This is a genomic window from Streptomyces sp. MJM8645 (assembly GCF_001625365.1).
Classification (GTDB): Bacteria; Actinomycetota; Actinomycetes; order Streptomycetales; family Streptomycetaceae; genus Kitasatospora.
Genome location: NZ_LJJF01000002.1, coordinates 797,226 through 813,782 on the forward strand (window position 1 = coordinate 797,226; position 16,557 = coordinate 813,782).

At 73.5% G+C, this 16,557-nt stretch carries 15 protein-coding genes; 9 read left to right on the forward strand and 6 right to left on the reverse strand.

What is annotated here, in order from left to right; genetic code table 11:
- Window positions 1–88 precede the first annotated feature (88 nt).
- The 3 genes from A6F73_RS34145 (at window position 89) to A6F73_RS41030 (ending at window position 2,227) form a co-directional block, all read left to right on the forward strand.
- Window positions 89–547: a BlaI/MecI/CopY family transcriptional regulator gene (locus A6F73_RS34145; protein WP_079136503.1), complete on the forward strand. Its 459-nt coding sequence runs from the start codon at window positions 89–91 to the stop codon at window positions 545–547.
- Window positions 538–1,485, forward strand: coding sequence for a M48 family metalloprotease (locus tag A6F73_RS34150; protein ID WP_063352234.1), 948 nt, complete (start codon window positions 538–540; stop codon window positions 1,483–1,485). The genes A6F73_RS34145 and A6F73_RS34150 overlap by 10 nt, the downstream gene beginning before the upstream one ends.
- A 199-nt stretch (window positions 1,486–1,684) precedes the next feature.
- On the forward strand, window positions 1,685–2,227 hold the full coding sequence (locus tag A6F73_RS41030) for a MarR family winged helix-turn-helix transcriptional regulator (protein ID WP_063352235.1): 543 nt from the start codon (window positions 1,685–1,687) through the stop codon (window positions 2,225–2,227).
- A 3-nt stretch (window positions 2,228–2,230) separates the two neighbouring features.
- Here the strand turns inward: A6F73_RS41030 and A6F73_RS34160 are convergent, their stop codons facing one another.
- From A6F73_RS34160 to A6F73_RS34175, 4 genes are read right to left on the reverse strand one after another with little or no spacing between them, the layout of a single operon-like run.
- Window positions 2,231–3,721, reverse strand: coding sequence for an ATP-binding cassette domain-containing protein (locus tag A6F73_RS34160; protein ID WP_063352236.1), 1,491 nt, complete (start codon window positions 3,719–3,721; stop codon window positions 2,231–2,233).
- The gene (locus A6F73_RS34165; protein ID WP_063352237.1) at window positions 3,718–4,569 is read right to left on the reverse strand and encodes an ABC transporter permease subunit; all 852 of its coding nucleotides are present in this window, start codon (window positions 4,567–4,569) and stop codon (window positions 3,718–3,720) included. Before A6F73_RS34165 ends, A6F73_RS34160 begins: the two co-directional genes overlap by 4 nt.
- Entirely contained in the window at window positions 4,566–5,510 is a 945-nt protein-coding gene (locus A6F73_RS34170; RefSeq protein WP_244293852.1) for an ABC transporter permease, read from the reverse strand. The genes A6F73_RS34165 and A6F73_RS34170 overlap by 4 nt, the downstream gene beginning before the upstream one ends.
- A 50-nt stretch (window positions 5,511–5,560) precedes the next feature.
- Complete coding sequence (locus tag A6F73_RS34175; RefSeq protein WP_063352238.1) at window positions 5,561–7,117, reverse strand: ABC transporter substrate-binding protein; 1,557 nt, start codon at window positions 7,115–7,117, stop codon at window positions 5,561–5,563.
- Window positions 7,118–7,499: 382 nt separating this feature from the next.
- On the opposite strand from A6F73_RS34175, the gene A6F73_RS34180 reads away from it, so the two are divergent.
- From A6F73_RS34180 to A6F73_RS34205, 6 genes are all read left to right on the forward strand, one after another.
- Window positions 7,500–8,480: a TauD/TfdA family dioxygenase gene (locus A6F73_RS34180; protein WP_063352239.1), complete on the forward strand. Its 981-nt coding sequence runs from the start codon at window positions 7,500–7,502 to the stop codon at window positions 8,478–8,480.
- A 76-nt stretch (window positions 8,481–8,556) separates the two neighbouring features.
- Window positions 8,557–9,546, forward strand: a complete 990-nt coding sequence (locus A6F73_RS34185) for an ornithine cyclodeaminase family protein (RefSeq protein ID WP_244293805.1) — start codon at window positions 8,557–8,559, stop codon at window positions 9,544–9,546.
- Window positions 9,537–10,880 carry an amino acid decarboxylase gene (locus A6F73_RS34190; protein ID WP_063352241.1) on the forward strand — a complete coding sequence of 448 codons (1,344 nt, stop codon included), beginning with the start codon at window positions 9,537–9,539 and terminating at the stop codon, window positions 10,878–10,880. Before A6F73_RS34185 ends, A6F73_RS34190 begins: the two co-directional genes overlap by 10 nt.
- 38 nt (window positions 10,881–10,918) lie before the next feature.
- Window positions 10,919–11,950 (forward strand): cysteine synthase family protein, encoded by a 1,032-nt coding sequence (locus A6F73_RS34195; protein WP_063352242.1) that lies wholly within the window; start codon window positions 10,919–10,921, stop codon window positions 11,948–11,950.
- A 67-nt stretch (window positions 11,951–12,017) separates the two neighbouring features.
- Window positions 12,018–13,466 carry an MATE family efflux transporter gene (locus A6F73_RS34200; protein ID WP_063352243.1) on the forward strand — a complete coding sequence of 483 codons (1,449 nt, stop codon included), beginning with the start codon at window positions 12,018–12,020 and terminating at the stop codon, window positions 13,464–13,466.
- A 293-nt stretch (window positions 13,467–13,759) separates the two neighbouring features.
- Window positions 13,760–14,704 carry a nitrilase-related carbon-nitrogen hydrolase gene (locus A6F73_RS34205; protein WP_063352244.1) on the forward strand — a complete coding sequence of 315 codons (945 nt, stop codon included), beginning with the start codon at window positions 13,760–13,762 and terminating at the stop codon, window positions 14,702–14,704.
- A gap of 131 nt (window positions 14,705–14,835) precedes the next feature.
- Here the strand turns inward: A6F73_RS34205 and A6F73_RS34210 are convergent, their stop codons facing one another.
- Together A6F73_RS34210 and A6F73_RS34215 are read right to left on the reverse strand one after the other, a co-directional pair.
- Window positions 14,836–15,435: a hypothetical protein gene (locus tag A6F73_RS34210; protein WP_159398688.1), complete on the reverse strand. Its 600-nt coding sequence runs from the start codon at window positions 15,433–15,435 to the stop codon at window positions 14,836–14,838.
- Between the two features lie 208 nt (window positions 15,436–15,643).
- Window positions 15,644–16,495 carry a LysR family transcriptional regulator gene (locus tag A6F73_RS34215; protein WP_063352246.1) on the reverse strand — a complete coding sequence of 284 codons (852 nt, stop codon included), beginning with the start codon at window positions 16,493–16,495 and terminating at the stop codon, window positions 15,644–15,646.
- Window positions 16,496–16,557 lie beyond the last annotated feature (62 nt).

Genomic DNA, 16,557 nt, shown 5'->3' on the forward strand with positions numbered 1-16,557 from the left:
CGACCGCTGTCGGCGCCGGAGGTGCGCCTGCCGGAGGTGTGCCTGCCGGGAGTGTGCCTTCCGGGAGTGTCGGGACAGGGAGAACGATGTGAGGGTCGGTCGGGACGCCAGGCGTCCGCACGGGGAACTGGTCGCGGACGTACTGGCGGTGTTGTGGGCGGCCGGCGAGCCGCTGACCGCCCAGCAGGTCAAGGAGGCGCTGGACCACGGGCTGGCCCGCACCACCGTGACGACGATCCTCACGCGCCTGCACGAGAAGGGGACCCTGGTCCGCAGCCGCCCCGCGCGGTCCTTCGCCTACGCCCCGGTGGAGGACGCCGCCGGACTGGCGGCCGGGCGCATGCGCCGGGAGTTGGAGAAGGAACCCCAGCGGGACCTCGTGCTGAAGCGGTTCGTCTCCTCCCTGTCCGAGGACGACGAGGACGTCCTGCGCCGCCTGCTCCTCGATGCCCAGACCGAGGCCCAGAGCGAGGCCCAGACCGGGGCCAGGGCCGCGACCGCGACGGACTCCGGCAGGCCCGGGCCCGAGGACGACGCATGGGCCTGATCCTGACGATCGTCGCCCTGGCCCTGCTGCTCCCCTGGGCCGCGGCGCCCGCCGCCCGCCGCTTGGCCCTGCTGCTCCCTCCGCGCGAGGCCTCGCTCGCGCTCACGGGCGCGGCCGTCCTGCTGGCGGGCGGCACCGTCGCGGCACTCGCCGGGCTGTTCCACGTCCCGTTCCTGGCAGGTCTGGAGCACCTGCCGCTGTCCGGCGTCGTCGCCCGGTGGCCGGCGGTGGTGCCGGTGTCCTGCGCTGCCGGGGCCGCGCTGGCCGTCCAGGCCGTACGGCTGACGCTGCGGTGGCGCGGGCACCGCGTGATCCTCACCCGTGCCTGGGGCCTGACCGCTGATGCGACGAGCGACGGCGACCTGCTCGTGGTCACGGGCAAGGACGCCGAGGCCTTCGCCCTGCCCGGCCACCGGGGGCGCCCCGGCCGCGTCGTCGTCTCGGCCGGCATGCTGAGCGCGCTGGGCCCGGCGGAGCGCGCGGTGCTGCTCGCCCACGAGCGCGCCCACCTGCGCGGGCGCCACCACCTGCTGTCCGCCACCGTCGACCTCGCCGCCGCCGTACACCCGGCGCTGGCCCGGCTGCGGGCCGACCTCGACTACCACCTGGAACGCTGGGCCGACGAGCAGGCCGCCGCCGCGGTCGCCGACCGGCGCACCGCCGCGACCGCCATCGCCCGGGCGGCCCTGGCCGGATCGCCGTCCGCCCGCCGAACCGCCGGGCCCCTGCTGTCCGTGAGCACCGGCCCCGTGCCCCAGCGCGTCCAGGCCCTCCTGGGCCCCGCACCCGCCCGCCCGACCGGCCGCAGGGCGCGGGCCGCCGTCGCCCTGGTCGCCGCCGTCACGGTCGCGGCCCTGCTCGGCGCGGCCTTGGCCTACGGGCTGCACGAGTACGTCGAGTACGCGGCCCGGACCCTGAGGGCCCACGGCACGGTCTGACGACATCGATGTAGACCAACCGTGCGGGTCCGGGTATGGTGAGGCTCGGCTTACCCGTGCGGGCCTTGGCGCAGCCGCCCGCCCACCGGCGATCAGCGGCCGCGTTCACTCCGGCCTCCGGGCTCGGCGTCCCCGCGCGGGTGCCGCCACCATGGCCCCGGTCCGAGAACACGGCGGCCACCGGACGATGGGACCTGGCGTGTACGACGGGAGGACGGGCTCGACGAGCCCCTTCGAACAGACCGTCTACCTCCTGTCGACGGCCGGCAGGGCGGTCGACCGGCTGCTGGCCGACCGGCTCGACGCGAGGGGAATGGGCCCGGCCCATCAGGCGCTGCTGTCCGCACTCGCCCAGCTGGGGCCGCACGGGCGCCGCGACCTCACCGAGCACGCCGCCGCAACCGCAACCGCCGCAACCGGGGCCGACTCCGCCCAGGCACTGGACGACCTCCTGTCGGCGGGCCTGGTGCACTCCATGGTCGTCCAGATCGGCGGGCGGCAGGAGGTGCTGACGATCACCCCGGCCGGGCAGGCAGCGCTGGACGTGCTGCACGACGACGCAGCCGCCGTCCAAGGCGACCTGCTCGCCTCGTTGACGAAGGGCCAGCGCGCCGAACTCAACTCCCTGCTGCGGCGGGTGTGCACGGCGGCCGCCCGCGGCGCGGGACACCGCACACCCCCGCCCTCGGGCCCCGGCTGGGTGCTCACCGGCGGGCAGCGCCGACGGTGGATCTCCGAGTAGGAGTCAGCGGACGCCGGCGGGCTGCTGCGCGGTGAGCGGTGCGGAGTGGGGGCCCGCGAGAGGCAGGACGTGGTCGGCGTGGCCGGTGACGAGGGGGAGGTCATGGCTGACGAGGACCACCGCCAGGCCCCGGCTGGTGCGCAGGTCGTCGAGAAGGTCCATGAGCGCGGCGGCGGTGTCGGTGTCGAGGGCGGAGGTGACCTCGTCGCAGAGCAGGACGTCGGGTTCGGCGGCCAGGGCGCGGGCGAGGGAGACGCGCTGGCGTTGGCCGCCGGAGAGTTCGTGGGGGTGGCGGGTCGCGTAGTGCGGGGGCAGGCCGACGGCGGTGAGCAGTTCGGCGACGCGCTCCTCGCACCGGGCGGCGGGAAGGCCGAAGTGCAGCTTCAGCGGCCGGGTGAGGGTGGCACCGACGGTGTGGGCCGGGTTGAGGGCGCCGAGGGGGTTCTGGGGGACGAGCTGGATGCGGCGGCGCTGGTCGCGGCTGCGGCGCCGGTAGGACGGGGCCAGGTGTTCGCCGTGGAGGATGACGCTGCCGGACTCGGGCCGGTGAAGGCCGGCCAGGGTGCGCAGCAGCGTGCTCTTGCCGCATCCGGACGGGCCGGTGATCCCGGTCAGCGTGCCGGGCATCAGGGCGAGGTCGACGGCGGCGAAGACGCGGTGGCGGGCGCGGACCGTGCCGATGCCGGCGCTGAGCGCCTTCACCTCCACGACGGGCGGCATCCCGGAGGCGGCCCTGGTACGAACGCGTGCGGCCTGCACGGCCGTTGCCGGCACAACCCCAGCCCCAGACCCCGCCGGGGCCGGGGCCGGGGCCGCAGCAAGGCGGTCGGGCCACAGGGCCAGCACGTCGTCGGCGCAGCGGGCGACGAAGTCGGGGTCGTGGCTGGTGAGGGCGATGGCGAGGCCGTCGGAGTCGGCGATCTCGCGCAGCAGGTCGGCGATGTCGTCGCGCAGGGCCGGGTCGAGGCCGGCGGTGGGTTCGTCGAGGAGGAGGATCTCGGGCCGTCGCGCGAGGGCGCGGGCAAGGGCGACACGCCGCTGCTGGCCGCCGGACAGGCCTGCGGGGCGGCGGTGTTCGAGGCGCTCGCCAGCCGGCAGGCGGACGGCGCGCAGCAGGTCGGGTACGGAGGTTCGGCGGCGGTCGGCGGCCGTCTCGGTCAGGAGGCGGTCGACGCGCATGCGCGGGTTGAGGTCTGAGCCCGGGTCCTGGCCGACGAAGGCGAGCTTGTGGCGGCGAAGGCGGCGCAGGTCCTCGGGAGGGAGGGCGAGGATGTCGTGGCCGAGGACGTCGAGGGTGCCGGTGGTGACGCGGGCGCCTGGTGGGAGGGCTCCGACCAGGGCGCGCAGGAGGGTGGTCTTGCCGGCGCCGGAGGGGCCGGTGACGGCGGTGACCCGGCCCGGGGTGAGGGCGAGAGTGGCGTCGGTGAGCAGGGGCGTGCCCGCGAGGGCGATGGACAGGCCAGTGGCGCGGGCGGCGGGGGCGGCGGTGCTCACAGCGGGGTCTCCGGGGTCGGCCGGGCGGGGGCGAGGGCTTCGGCGGCGAGGTTGACGCTGATGGCGAGCAGCCCGATGGCCAGGCACGGCGCGCCGACCGCCCAGGGGTTGAGGGTGATCCCGGCGGCGTTCTCGCGGATCATCAACGCCCAGTCGGCTTCCGGGGGTTGGGGGCCGAGCTGGAGGAAGGCGGCGACCGAGACGATGTAGACGCCTTCGACGAAGCGCAGGCCGAACAGGGCGAGGAGGGTGGAGCGCAGGTTGGGCAGCACCTCGCGGACCGTCAGGTGCCACAGGCGTTCGCCGCCGACGGCCGCGGCCTCGACGTAGCCGGTGGCGGCGATGGGGGCGGCTGCCGCGGCGACGATGCGCACGGCGTAGGGAATGCCCAGGAGGGTGGCGGCGGCTGCGACGGCCAGGCGTCCGCCGGCGGGCCAGGCCAGGGCGATGAGCATGATGGCGAGGACGGAGGGCAGGAGGATCGTCAGGTCGGCGGCGCGTTCGATCCACCGGCCGAGCCGGGGCCGCAGGACGGCGAGGATGCCGAGGACGGTGGCCGCCGCCGTGACGACCAGGGCGATGGCCACGGCTGTGGCGATCAGGGGTGCGCCGCCGGTCAGCAGGCGGCTGAGGACGTCGCGGCCGAGCTGGTCACCGCCGAGCGGCGCGTCGCCGCCGGCTTCGGCGTAGGGGAAGGTGACGGGGGTGTCGATGGGGTGAGGGGCGAGGAGCGGTCCGGCGAGGGCGAGGAGGACGAGCAGGAGCGCGGGGACGGCGCGGACGAGCACGTGCCTCCTTCGCCGGGTGGCGGGCGCGGGGGCCGCTGCGGTCGGGGCATCGGCGGTCATCGGCGCTCCTCTCCGAGGGCGGTGGTGCGGATGAGGTCGGCCAGCAGCAGGAGCAGGCTGATGGCGGCGCCGGCCGCGGCCACGACTCCGGCGACGAGCGGGGTGTCACGGTCGGCGATGGCCCCGGCCAGGACGGCGCCGATGCCGGGGTAGTTGAAGAGGGTCTCGACGACGACGGTGCCGCCCAGCAGCATGCCGGCGGAGGTGGCGATGCCGACGGCGATGGCGGACAGGGCGCCGGGGAGCATGTGGTGGCTGAGGATGCGTCGGCGCGCGAGGCCGTCGAGGACGGCGGCCTGCACGTGCGGCAGCGCGGCCTGGTCGGCGAGCGCGCCGCGCACGATGCGGGTGTTCCAGCCGATCTGGGGGACGGCCAGTGAGAGCACCGGCAGGACGAGCATGGTCCAGGACTCGGGGGCTCCGTCGGGGCCGGTGAGGGTGACGGCGGGCAGCCAGCCGGTCCACTGGGACAGCAGGAGCAGGAGGGCGACGGAGACGACGAACTCCGGGAGGGCGAACGCGGCGGTGGAGGCGGCGTCGATGGCGCGGTCGGCGCGTCCGCCGGGGCGCAGGGCGGCCCAGCTCCCGAGCGCGAGGGCGCCGATGGTGCTCAGGGCGAGGGCGAGGGTGCCCAGGAGCAGGGTGTTGGGGAAGGGGCCGGCGAGGATGTCGGTGACGTGCTGGCCGCGCGCGGTGACGCCGAGGTCGCCGGTGGGCAGGCCGGTCATCCAGTCCCAGAAACGTTCGGCCACCGGGCGGTCGAGCCCGAGGGCGCTGCGGCGGGCGGCGAGGTCGGCGGCGGTGACCCCGCGCTCGGCGGTCGCGCCGGCGGCGTCGCCCGGGAGCAGCTCGACGGCGGCGAAGACGCCGGCGAGCAGGACGACGAGCAGGGCCAGGCGCCGGGCCGCCTGCCGGGCGACCCGGCCCGCACCGGGGAGGATGCGGGCCGGGGTGCCCTGCGGCGCGCGGGCGCCGGCCGGCTGAAGCGTGGTCAACGCGCCAGCCAGGTCTTGTCGAGCTGGACGCGGCCGTAGCCGGGAAGCCTGGGCAGGTCGCGCACGGCGGCTCCGGCGAGGTCGATGCCGTCGGCCATGCCCCACAGCAGGTAGCCGGACTCGGCGAACTCGATCTCCTGGAGCCGGTGCAGCAGCTTGTCGCGCGCGGCGGCGTCGGCGGTGCCCATGGCCGTGCGGTAGGCCTCGTCGAACGCGGGGTCCTTGAAGGCGGACTCGTTCTGGCCGGCGTCGGAGAGCATCGTCTTGGAGGCGAAGAAGACGACCGAGTCGTTGGTGCCCCAGTACGTCGTGTAGAGCGGCGCCTTGAGCCAGGTGGCGTCCCAGAAGACCTTGGAGTCCTGCTTCACGACGTTGATCTTCACGCCGGCCTCGCGGACCTGGGTGGCGAACAGGGTCGCGGATTCGGCGAGGCCGGAGACGTCCTCGGTGGTGATCAGGTCGTAGGTCCGGGAGGTGTCGAACCCGGCGTCGGAGAGCAGTTGCTTGGCCTTGGCGAGGTCGCGCCCCCGCTGCGGTATGTCCTTGGCGAAGGCGGGGTCGCCGGTGCCGAGGATGTCGTTGGCGACGCTGCCGTAGCCGGAGAGGACCTGCTTGACCATGGCGTCGCGGTCGACCGCCAGCTTCAGGGCCTCGCGCACCCGTGCGTCGGCGAACGGGCCGTCGGCGGTGCGCATGACGACGGGCATCGCCATGTCGTTGGGGCGGCGCAGGATCTGGACGTCCTTGCGGGCCTCGGCGGTGCGGGCGGCGACGGCGCCGACGTTGGAGGCGAGGTCGATCTGCCCGGCGAGCAGGGCGTTGGCCATGGCCTGCGGGCTCTCGAACAGGCGCACCTCGACGGCGTCGAGCAGCACCTTGCCGCCGTACCAGTTGTCGTTGCGCACCAGCCGGGCGTTGCCGTCGCGGTACCAGTCGAGCTTGAACGGGCCGGTGCCGGGGGCGCCGGCGATCGCGTCGTCCTTGGTGTCCTTCTTCAGGACGAAGGTGGTCAGACGGGTCAGCAGCGGCAGATCCGCGTTGGGGTAGTCGGAGACCAGGACGACGGTCTTCGCGTCCTCGGCCCTGATGCCCTCGGGCTGGATGCCTGGCAGCCGGCTCTTGCCCGCCGGGGTGTTGCGCAGGCGCTGCAGCGACCAGACCACGTCGGCGGCGGTGACCGGGGTGCCGTCGTGGAACGTCGCGCCGTCGGCGATCGTGAAGCGCCAGGTCTTCAGGTCCTCCGACGGCTTCCAGGAGGCCAGGCGCGGGACGGTGTTGGCGGTGGATCCGGGAACGGCCAGCGTGTCGTAGAGCAGACTGATGATCAGGTAGTCGCTCTCGTTGGCCTGCGTGCCGTGCGGGTCACGGGTGATCGCGGAGGCCTTGCCGAGAGCACCGACCTTCAGCGTCCCCCCGGCGCGGGGCTGCGAGGACACCGCGCCCGCGGACGCGGCGTCCTTGGATCCGCCCGCGCCACTGCCGCAGGCGGCGAGCGCACCGGCCGCCCCGATACCGGCACCGGCCCACAGCAGCTCTCGTCTGGTGACGCCCACGTTCGTTCCTCGATTCGGGTTGAGCTCGATTTGCTTAGGTTTACCTACCCTAAGTTTGAGACAGGCCGCAAGCCGCCCGACGGAGCGCACCGGCCCACCGGGCGTGCGCCCCCCTGCCGCAAACAGCAATCCGAGCAGCGGAGTTGCCCCCGCGCGGCAGGTGCGCCACCACCCCGAACTGAGACTACGTAAATGTAGACATCTGATCGGGTAAGGCTTGCCTTACCTCGAAGTCGTTGTTACGTTTCCTGTCGTCCGGCCGTCCGAGCCGACCCGGACCCCACGCCTCACGCGCTGCTCCCGCCCGCCGTCCCGCACCGACGCGGTGATGCCGCGTGCCCGCAACACCTTCTCCCCACCCCTGCCCACGGAAGGCCCCGCCGTGCCCACCTGCCCTGCCCCGGTACGCCGTCTCGACACCGCCGCCACCGCGGAACTGACCGCCACCGCCGCCAAGCTGCTGGACTTCCACGGCTCCGCCACCAGCCCCCGCCTGCTGGCCGACCTGCCCGTGATGTGCGCCCAGCTCAGCCGCGAACTCCGGCACGCGCTGCGCCCCGTGGACACCGCCGACGGCCTGTTCGTGCTGCGCGGACTGCACCCGGACGACACGGAGCTGGGCCCGACGCCCGGCCACTGGTCGGCCGTCGGGGACGCGGGCGCGCTGTGGGACGTCGTGCTGCTGCTCGTCTCCACGCTGATGGGGACCCCGATCGCCTGGGACGGCCAGCAGGAAGGCCGGTTCGTGCACAACATCGTCCCCTCGCCCGGCCACGAGAGCGAGCAGACCGGCGCCTCCAGCTCCGTCCTGCTCACCCCGCACACCGAGGACGCCTTCCACCCCGGCCGCGCCCACCTGCTCCTGCTGTGCTGCATGCGCAACCACGACAACATCGCCACCACCGCGGCCAGCATCCGCCTCACCGACCTCGCCGACGAGGACGTCGCCCAGCTCAAGCGTCCGATCGTGCCGATCCTGCCCGACGACGCCTACGAGCAGGCCCGGCAGTTCGCCGGCCGACCCGCACCGGTGCCCACCCTCTTCGCGGCACCCGAGGGCCTGACCATGCGCTTCGACCCCGCCTACACGCCGGTCGAGGACGCCGACGAGACCTGGCGCGCGGCCTACCGGCGCCTGGAGGACGAACTCGCCCGCGTCTCGGTGGCGGTGAGCCTGGAGCCGGGCGACGTGCTGGTCGTCGACAACGACATCGTCGTCCACGGCCGCGTCCCCTTCCGGGCGCGCTACGACGGCACCGACCGCTGGCTCAAGCGCGCCTCCGTACGCGTCGAGGGCCGCCCCACCCGCCCGGTCGCCGAACACGACGAACACGGCTACGGCCAGGCCGCGCTCACCGCCTGACCTGCCTTCCTGCTCTCCTGCCATACCGACTTACCGCCTTCCAGATGCCGCCTCACCCATCCGAAAGGGCACCCCCGTGGACCGCGACGACACCACCCTGCGCGTACTCTCCACCAGCGACCTCGCCGGCCTGGACATCACCCTGACCGACGTCGTCGACACCGTCGAACAGGCCTACCGCACCCTGGCCGCGGGCCAGTCCGACAACCCGCGCAAACTCACCGTCAAACCCGCCGACGGACACTCCGTCTCCTACGCCATGCTCGGCCGCGACGGGGCGCGCAACGTCGTCGCCATCAAGACCTCGTACAAGCACGGCCTCGACAAGGGCCGCGAGGAGCAGCACTACTACACGACGCTGACCGTCTACGACGACGTCACCGGCCTACCGGTCGCCATGATGGACTGCTCGCGCATCGGCTCGCTCCGCACACCGGCCGTCTCCGCCCTGCTGGCCCGCGAGTGCGCCTCCCCCGACGCCTCCACGGCGCTGGTGATCGGCACGGGAACACAGGGCCGCCTCGCGCTGCCGTTCCTGCTCACCACCCTGCCGAAGCTGGAGCGACTGCTGCTGGCCGGCACCCACCCCGACGGCATAGCCGCCGTCCGCCAGGAGCTGGAACGCCACTTCCCCGGCCGTGAGCTGGAGTTGGTCACCGACCTCAAGCGCGCCGCGCACGACGCGGACGTCATCGTCGCCACCGCCGGCGCTCACACCTCCGCCGCCGTCGAGGCCGACTGGCTGAAGCCCGGCGCGACCGCGATCCTCGTCGGCCACGGCCTCGCCCCGTCCACGCTGCACCGAGCCGACCGCATCATCGCCACCAGCGAGGCCCAGATGCGCGTCACCGGCACCGACATGGCCGACGCCGACGGAAACCTGCCCGCCGTCGACCTGGAGCTGCCCGCCGCCATCTCCGGCGCCTCCCAGGCCCGTACCGCACCCGGCCAGCGGATCTTCGCCTACAACAGCGGCCTGGTCGTCACCGACATCGCGCTGGGCCACCGCTTCGCCCAGCTCGCCGCCGACCAGAACCTCGGCACCGAGGTCGCGCTGTGGCGCTGACCCTTCCCGCCCACCCCGATCCCCTCCACGACAGGATCGCGGCCGGAGACCTCCTGCACGACCTCTCCCACGCCTTCGGCGGACCGTTCCACTTCGTGCTGCCCGAACGCTTCGACGCCAACCTCGCAGCCTTCCGGGCCGCGCTCGACGAGGCGGAGGTGGAGGGCACGGTGTACTTCGCGAAGAAGGCCAACAAGGCCGCCGCGTTCGTCGAACGCTGCGCCCGCGCGGGAGCCGGCGTGGACGTCGCCAGCCACGGCGAGCTGCGCGAAGCCCTCGGCCACGGTGTGCGCGGCGAGGACCTCGTCGTCACCGGGCCCGCCAAAGCCGAGCCGCTGCTGCGCGTCGCGGCCCTCCAAGGCGCACTGATAGCCGTCGACTCCCTCGACGAACTGAGCCGCATCCTGCACCTGGACGTCCCCCGACCCGTCCGCATCCTGCTGCGCCGCTTCCCGCCCACCCACACCGGGAGCCGCTTCGGCCTCACCGACGACCAGCTCGACACCGTGCTGCTGCGCTGCGCCGCGGCGAAGGAGCGGGTCCGGATGGAGGGCTTCAGCTTCCACCTGTCCGGCTACGACGTGCAGCCCCGCGCCGACCTCGCCGGAGAGCTCGTCGAACTCTGCCTCAAGGCAAGGCTCCTGGGGCTGCAGGCCGACCGGATCAGCATCGGCGGCGGCTTCGCCGTCGACTACGTGCCCGCCGAGGCCTGGCACGCCTTCCTCGCCGAACAGGGCCCCGACGACTACCACGCCCGCAAGTCCTTCAGCACGGACGACTTCTATCCCTACCACTCGCCCGTCGCCGGGGCCGATGCCCTGCGGGCCGTCCTCGCCGCCCGCCCCCACGGCACGGGTGAGCCGCTGGCCGGGCGGCTGCGGGAGGCGGGCGTAATGCTGCTGCTGGAACCCGGACGCGCCCTGCTGGCCGGGGCCGGCTCCTCGGTGTTCGCCGTCCAGGGCGTCAAGGACCGCCCCGGGTACGGGATCGTCACCGTCGACGGCAGCAGCCTGAGCCTGTCCGAGCAGTGGTTCAACAGCGAGTACCTGCCCGACCCCCTGCTCCTCACCCCGCACCCCGACCAGGACGCCGCGGAGTACCGGGCGTGCGTGGGCGGGGCCAGCTGCCTCGACTCCGACCTGCTCACCTGGCGCAAGATCGCCTTCCCCCGCCGCCCCCGGGTCGGCGACCTGCTCGTCTATCCCAACACCGCCGGCTACCAGATGGACTCGAACGAGTCCCCCTTCCACGACCTCCCCCTGCCGGCCAAGGTCGTCATCCACCACGAGAACGGCCGGCTGCGCTGGCGTCTCGACCGCCGCCCGGCCCTGTGACCCGACACCGCACCGCTCCCGAGAAAGCGCCCCTCGCCATGACCGACGCCCTCCACCGCCCCCCGGTGGTCACCCGGATGACCGATCTCATCGGCTACACCCCGCTGTTCGAGCTCGCCCGCGCCGACAACGGCGCCCGCCTCCTGCTGAAGCTGGAGATGTTCAACCCCACCGGCAGCGCCAAGATCCGCATGGCCCGGCAGATGGTCCTCGACGCCGAGGAGCGCGGCCTGCTGCGCGAGGGCGGCCACATCATCGAGTCCACCTCCGGCAACACCGGCCTCGGGCTGGCCGTCGTCGCCGCCGAGCGCGGCCACCGCTTCACCGCCGTCGTCGACAACCACGCCGCCGCCGACAAGCTGCGCGGCATGAAGGCGATGGGCACCGAGCTCGTGTACGTCGACGCCGACACCGACGGCGAGGAGCTCCACACCGCCGCCCGCGAGGAACTGGCCGAGGAGATGGCCCGCGGCAAGGACAACACGTTCTTCACCGAGCAGCACAACAACCCCAGCAACGCGGTGGGTTACTTCGCGGTCGGCCGGGAGATCGCCCAGGCCCTCGACAACCGGGTCGACGTGCTGATCGGCGCGGTCGGCACCGGCGGCGGCCTGTGCGGCACCGCCCGCGAGCTCAAGAAGTACGTGCCCGGTGTCTCGGTCGTCGGTGTCGAGCCGAAGGGCTCCATCGCCTTCGGCCCGCCCGCCCACGACTACTACCAGTCCGGCACCGGCACCCCCGAAGGCGCCACCATCGGCCTGCTCGTCGACTACGACCTCATCGACGAGGGCGTCAAGGTCGGCGACGTCGAGGCCTTCGCCACCGCCCGCGTCGTCGCCCGCCGCACCGGCCTGCTCATCGGCGGCTCCGCCGGCGGCGTCGTCCACGACGCCCTGGCCCGCCTGACGGCCCTTCCGCCGGACGCCGTCATGGTCGCGTTCATCAACGACGGCGGCGAGAAGTACATGGATACCGTCTTCAACGACGACTGGATGACCGCCCGCAACCTCATCGACGAGGCCGTCGAGGCCGAGATCGACGAGTCCCTCGCCAAACTCCGCAGGCCCTGACACCCAGAGACGTGACACCCAGAGACGTGACATCCAGAGACGTGACATTGAGAGACTGACACCCACCATGCAGCAGCTGACCACCCTGGCGCGCGACAGCCGCGCCCTCACCGCCCTCGCCGTCCCGCTCGCCCTCACCCAGCTCGCCCAGGTCGCCCTCACCACCACCGACACGATCATGATGGGCGTCCTGGGCACCGAGGCGCTGGCCGCCGGCGGCCTCGCCCTGGTGATCTTCAACCAGCTCCGCACCATGGGCGTCGGGCTGGTCACCTCCGTCGGCAACCAGGTGGCAGCGGCAGCGGCCCGCGCCGAGCGCGGCGCCGAGGAGACCGGGGCCAAGGAGACCGGAGCCGCCAGCGAACCGGCCACCGGCGCCGACCACGAGGTCCGGGGCCTGGTGCGTGCCGCGATGGCCGTCGCCACCCTCGCCGGCCTGGCCGGCGCCGTCCTGATGGTCCTCATCGGCCAGGCCGCCACCTGGCTCGGCCAGGACGCCACCGTCGCCCACCGCGCCCAGGGCATGCTCGCCGCCCTCGCCCCCGGCCTCGTGCCCTGCCTGTGGTTCCAGGCCGTCCGCCAGTTCACCGTCGGCATGCGCCGCCCCCAGGCCCTGCTGCAGATCACCCTCGCCTCCGTCGCCGTCAACGCCGCCCTCAACTGGGCCTTCATCCACGGCACCTGGGGCCTGCCCCGGCTCGGCCTCACCGGTATCGGCGTCGCCACCAGCAGCGTCTACCTGCTGTCCTTCCTCGCCCTCTACGCCTCCGCCCGCCGCGACCCGCACCTCGCCCCCCTGCTCAGCCTCGACTTCTGGCGCGCCGATCCGGCAACCGTCCGCCGCCTGCTCGGCCTGGGCACCCCCATCGCGGCCACCTACGGCTCCGAGGCCGGGTTCTTCTCCGTCACCGCCCTGCTCGCCGGCAGCTTCGGCCCGGCGGCGCTCGCCGCCCACACCGCGGTCAACCAGCTCGTCTACATCGTCTTCCAGGTCGCCGTCGGCCTCTCCCACGCGGCCTCCATCAACGTCAGCCGCGAACTCGCCCTCGGCGAGCACGCGGCCGCCCGCCGTATCAAGAACACCGCACTCGCCTGCGGCGCCGCCGTCACCACCCTCGTCGGCCTCGTCTACCTCACCGTCCCGGACCTCGTCCTGCGCCCCTACTTCGACCCGGACGCGCCCGCCGACCAACAGGGCCTGACCATCGCGACCAGCCTCCTCGTCATGGTCGCCGTCCTGCAACTCTTCGACTGCGCCCAGAACATCGGCGTCGGACTGCTACGCGGCCTCGACGACACCAAGAGCGGCTTCCGCATCACCCTCATCGGCTACTGGGCCGTCGGCCTGCCCTCCGCCTGGCTCCTCGCCTACCCCCTCGGCGGCGACATCCGCGGCCTCTGGTTCGGGCTGCTCATCGGCCTCGCCACCACCGCCGCCCTCCTCCTGCGCCGCTACAGCCGCTCCCTCGCCGCGAAGGCCGCCGCGGCGCCCGCAGCCGTCTCCGCCGGAGCCTGACCGCCCGCCCGCCCGCCGGAGGTGCCGGGGCAAGGCCCCCACCCCGCCCTCCGGCGGCACGTGCCGTTCTTTCGCTGGCCCTCACCCCTTGCCGGAACGTTCCGGCATGGCTACATTCTTCATCACGCCAGCAAAGCTGACTGAACTTTCAGTTATGTCGCAGGGTCGCGCCAGCACCAGAGAACAGAAGGAACACCCATGACCACGTCCACCACCACCGGCCGCACGGCCGCCGGAGGCCCCGCCTCCCGCACCTGCCGGACGTCCCGCCGGCAGACGAGGACGGTCCGCCCGTGACCTCGTACGCCGTCCTCACCTCCTTCGGCTCTCCGCTCGGCTCCCCCGGCCGCACCAGGCCGGCCGAACGCACGCAACTGCGCGTCGGGCTCGTGCAGATGCGCTGGTACGCCGACCCGGCCGAGCACGACGACCGGCTGCGCGAGGGCGTGGCACTCGCCGCCGCGCAGGGCGCGACGATGGTGTGCCTGCCCGAGCTGACCCGCAGCCCCTACTTCTGCAACACCGACGACCCGATGGCGGAGGGCGCCGCCCGCTACCTGGAGGACGTCGAAACCGGGCCCACCGCCAGCCTCGCCGCCGAACTCGCCGCGGAACTGGGCATCAGCGTCCACGCCTCCCTGTACGAGCGCGCCGAGGACGGCGGCCTCGGCTACAACACGGCCATCTGCGTGGACCGCGACGGCACCCTCGTCGCCCGGACGCGGAAGAACCACATCCCGGCCTTCCCCGGCTACCGCGAGGACCTGTGCTTCCGCCCCGGCGACAGCGGGTTCCCCGTCCTGACCCACCAGGGCGCCGCCTTCGGCTTCCCCACCTGCTGGGACGAGTGGTTCCCCGAACTCGCCCGCGCCTACGCGCTCGGCGGCGCCGAGGTCCTCGTCCACCCCACCGCCATCGGCTCCGAGGTGGACCTCCCGGACTTCGACACCCGGCCCATGTGGGAGCACGCCATCAGCGCCAACGGCCTCGCCAACGCGCTGTTCATGATCGTGCCCAACCGGATCGGGACGGAGGGCCGGTCCACCTTCTACGGCTCGTCGTTCATCTCCGACCCGTACGGCCGGATCCTGCTCCGCGCCCCGCGCGACCGGCCCGCCGTCCTGGTCGCCGACCTCGACCTCGACCAGTGCCGGGACTGGCGGGAGTTCGGCCTCCTGCGCACCCGCCGCCCCGAGCTGTACGCCCCGCTGACCGCGGCGAGCCGCACCGACGCCTGACCGGACGCCCCGGCGCACCCCCGCCGGGGCGTCCCGCCGCCCCTTTCGCCCCGTCGGGCGCCGGATGCACGCCGGGGCCGGCGCCAACTACCGTATCCAGTAACGCAGTTGACGCACTCGCCGCGCCGGCCTCAGCCGGTGGCCGTCGGAGTGGGAGAAGCCGCGCCGGTGGGCGGGGCCTGGCAGGGCAGGACGACCATCACACTCACACCCTGGCCGGGCTTCGACGCGCCCGCCGAAACGGTGTAGCCGTCGGGCTCGTGGACGGCATCGAACTCCCAGGTGGGCGCGGTGGACTGAGCGTCCGAACCGGACGCCAACGAGGTGATCTTGAAGCCCTCGCCGGCGAGCTTCTCCCGCAGCGCCCGCAGCACCTCTGGGCGCTGGTCGTCCGTGGCCTTCAACAGAACCCCAGAGCTGAGCTGGTAGGCCTCGCCCTCATCGGCCACACCCAACCCCCGCCCCTGGCACCTGTAGTAGCCGACGAGCTTGCTCCACGGATCGCGCTCAAGGCCCGTCAGCTCGCGCACGTGGTCCTGGACCCGATCCGTCCGGGCCAGCGCCTCCTCCCGGGACTCGACACGTGTGGGCGCGCTCGGTGTTCCCGATCCTCCGCCCGGCGACCCCACGGACGAGCACGAGCCGAGCACCAGGGTGCCCGACACCATCACCACGGCCGCGCAGGCCGCCCGTGCGGCTGCCCCGGACGGCACGGCCGTCGATCTCTTCAACAAGTGCAGTACTCTCCCCCGCTGACAGGTGTGCGTTGTGCCATCCGGATGCTACGGCACCACCGGGGAGGCTCCGCAGGTGGCGCCGAAGCGTGACAGCTGACACCAAGGCGCGCGCGTACCGATGGACCCGAGGGACCCGGGGAGCCACCTGACGAGCACGATGAACCGGGCCACCACAGGTGGAACCCGGCCGGACATGTGGGAACTACGGGAGACGTGTCGCCGTCCGGACGAGGTCGGCGACGGCCCTGGACCGACTGTGCGGTGGCCAGGCGATCACCGTGGTGACTTTCGGCGCGTCCAGCACGGGCACGGCGGCGAGGCCACCGTGCAGTTGGGCTCGGCACGACTCCGGTGAGACCGCGCAGGCCCGGCCGAGCGCGACGAGCTGCAACAACTGTGCGTGGTCGCGGACTTGGGGGCCGGGTCCGGGTGCGTAGGTGCCGTCGGGGTTGGGCCAGCGCGGCAGCGGCAGGCCCGGCAGCCCGGTGATGTCGGCCATGTGTACGTGATCCCGGACGGTCAGCGGATGCCCGGCCGGCAGGACCACCACCTGGCCCTCCGTGCCAAGTTCTTCGGTGTGGAGCCCGGCCGTCGAGTCGAACGGCCGGTGCAGCAGCGCCACATCGGCTCGGCCCTCGCGCAGAAGTCGTCCCTGCTCGGCCGGGCCGCACAGGATGACGTCGACGGGGACCGAACCGGGTTCGGCGGCGTACGCGTCGAGCAGTTCCGCCAGCAGTTCGCTGGACGCGCTGGCCTTCGTGACCAGGACCAGGCCGGGGCCGCCGGTGGGGGAAGCGGCGGCGCGGCGGGTCCGACGCTCGGCGGCGTCGACCGCCTCCAGGACCGCCCGGCCCTCGACCAGCAGCACCGATCCGGCCTCGGTCAGCGTGACGGTGCGGCTGGTCCGGTCCAGCAGCGCTGCCCCGAGCCGGCGTTCGAGCTGCTGGATCGCCCGTGACAGCGGCGGTTGCGCGATCCCGAGGCGCTGCGCGGCGCGCCCGAAGTGCAGCTCTTCGGCGACGGCGACGAAGTAGCGCAGTTCCCGGGTCTCCATCCGGCCACGGTACTCCGGATCAATACCCGGACGGTATCGGTGCCCACCCGATCGGTCTTGGA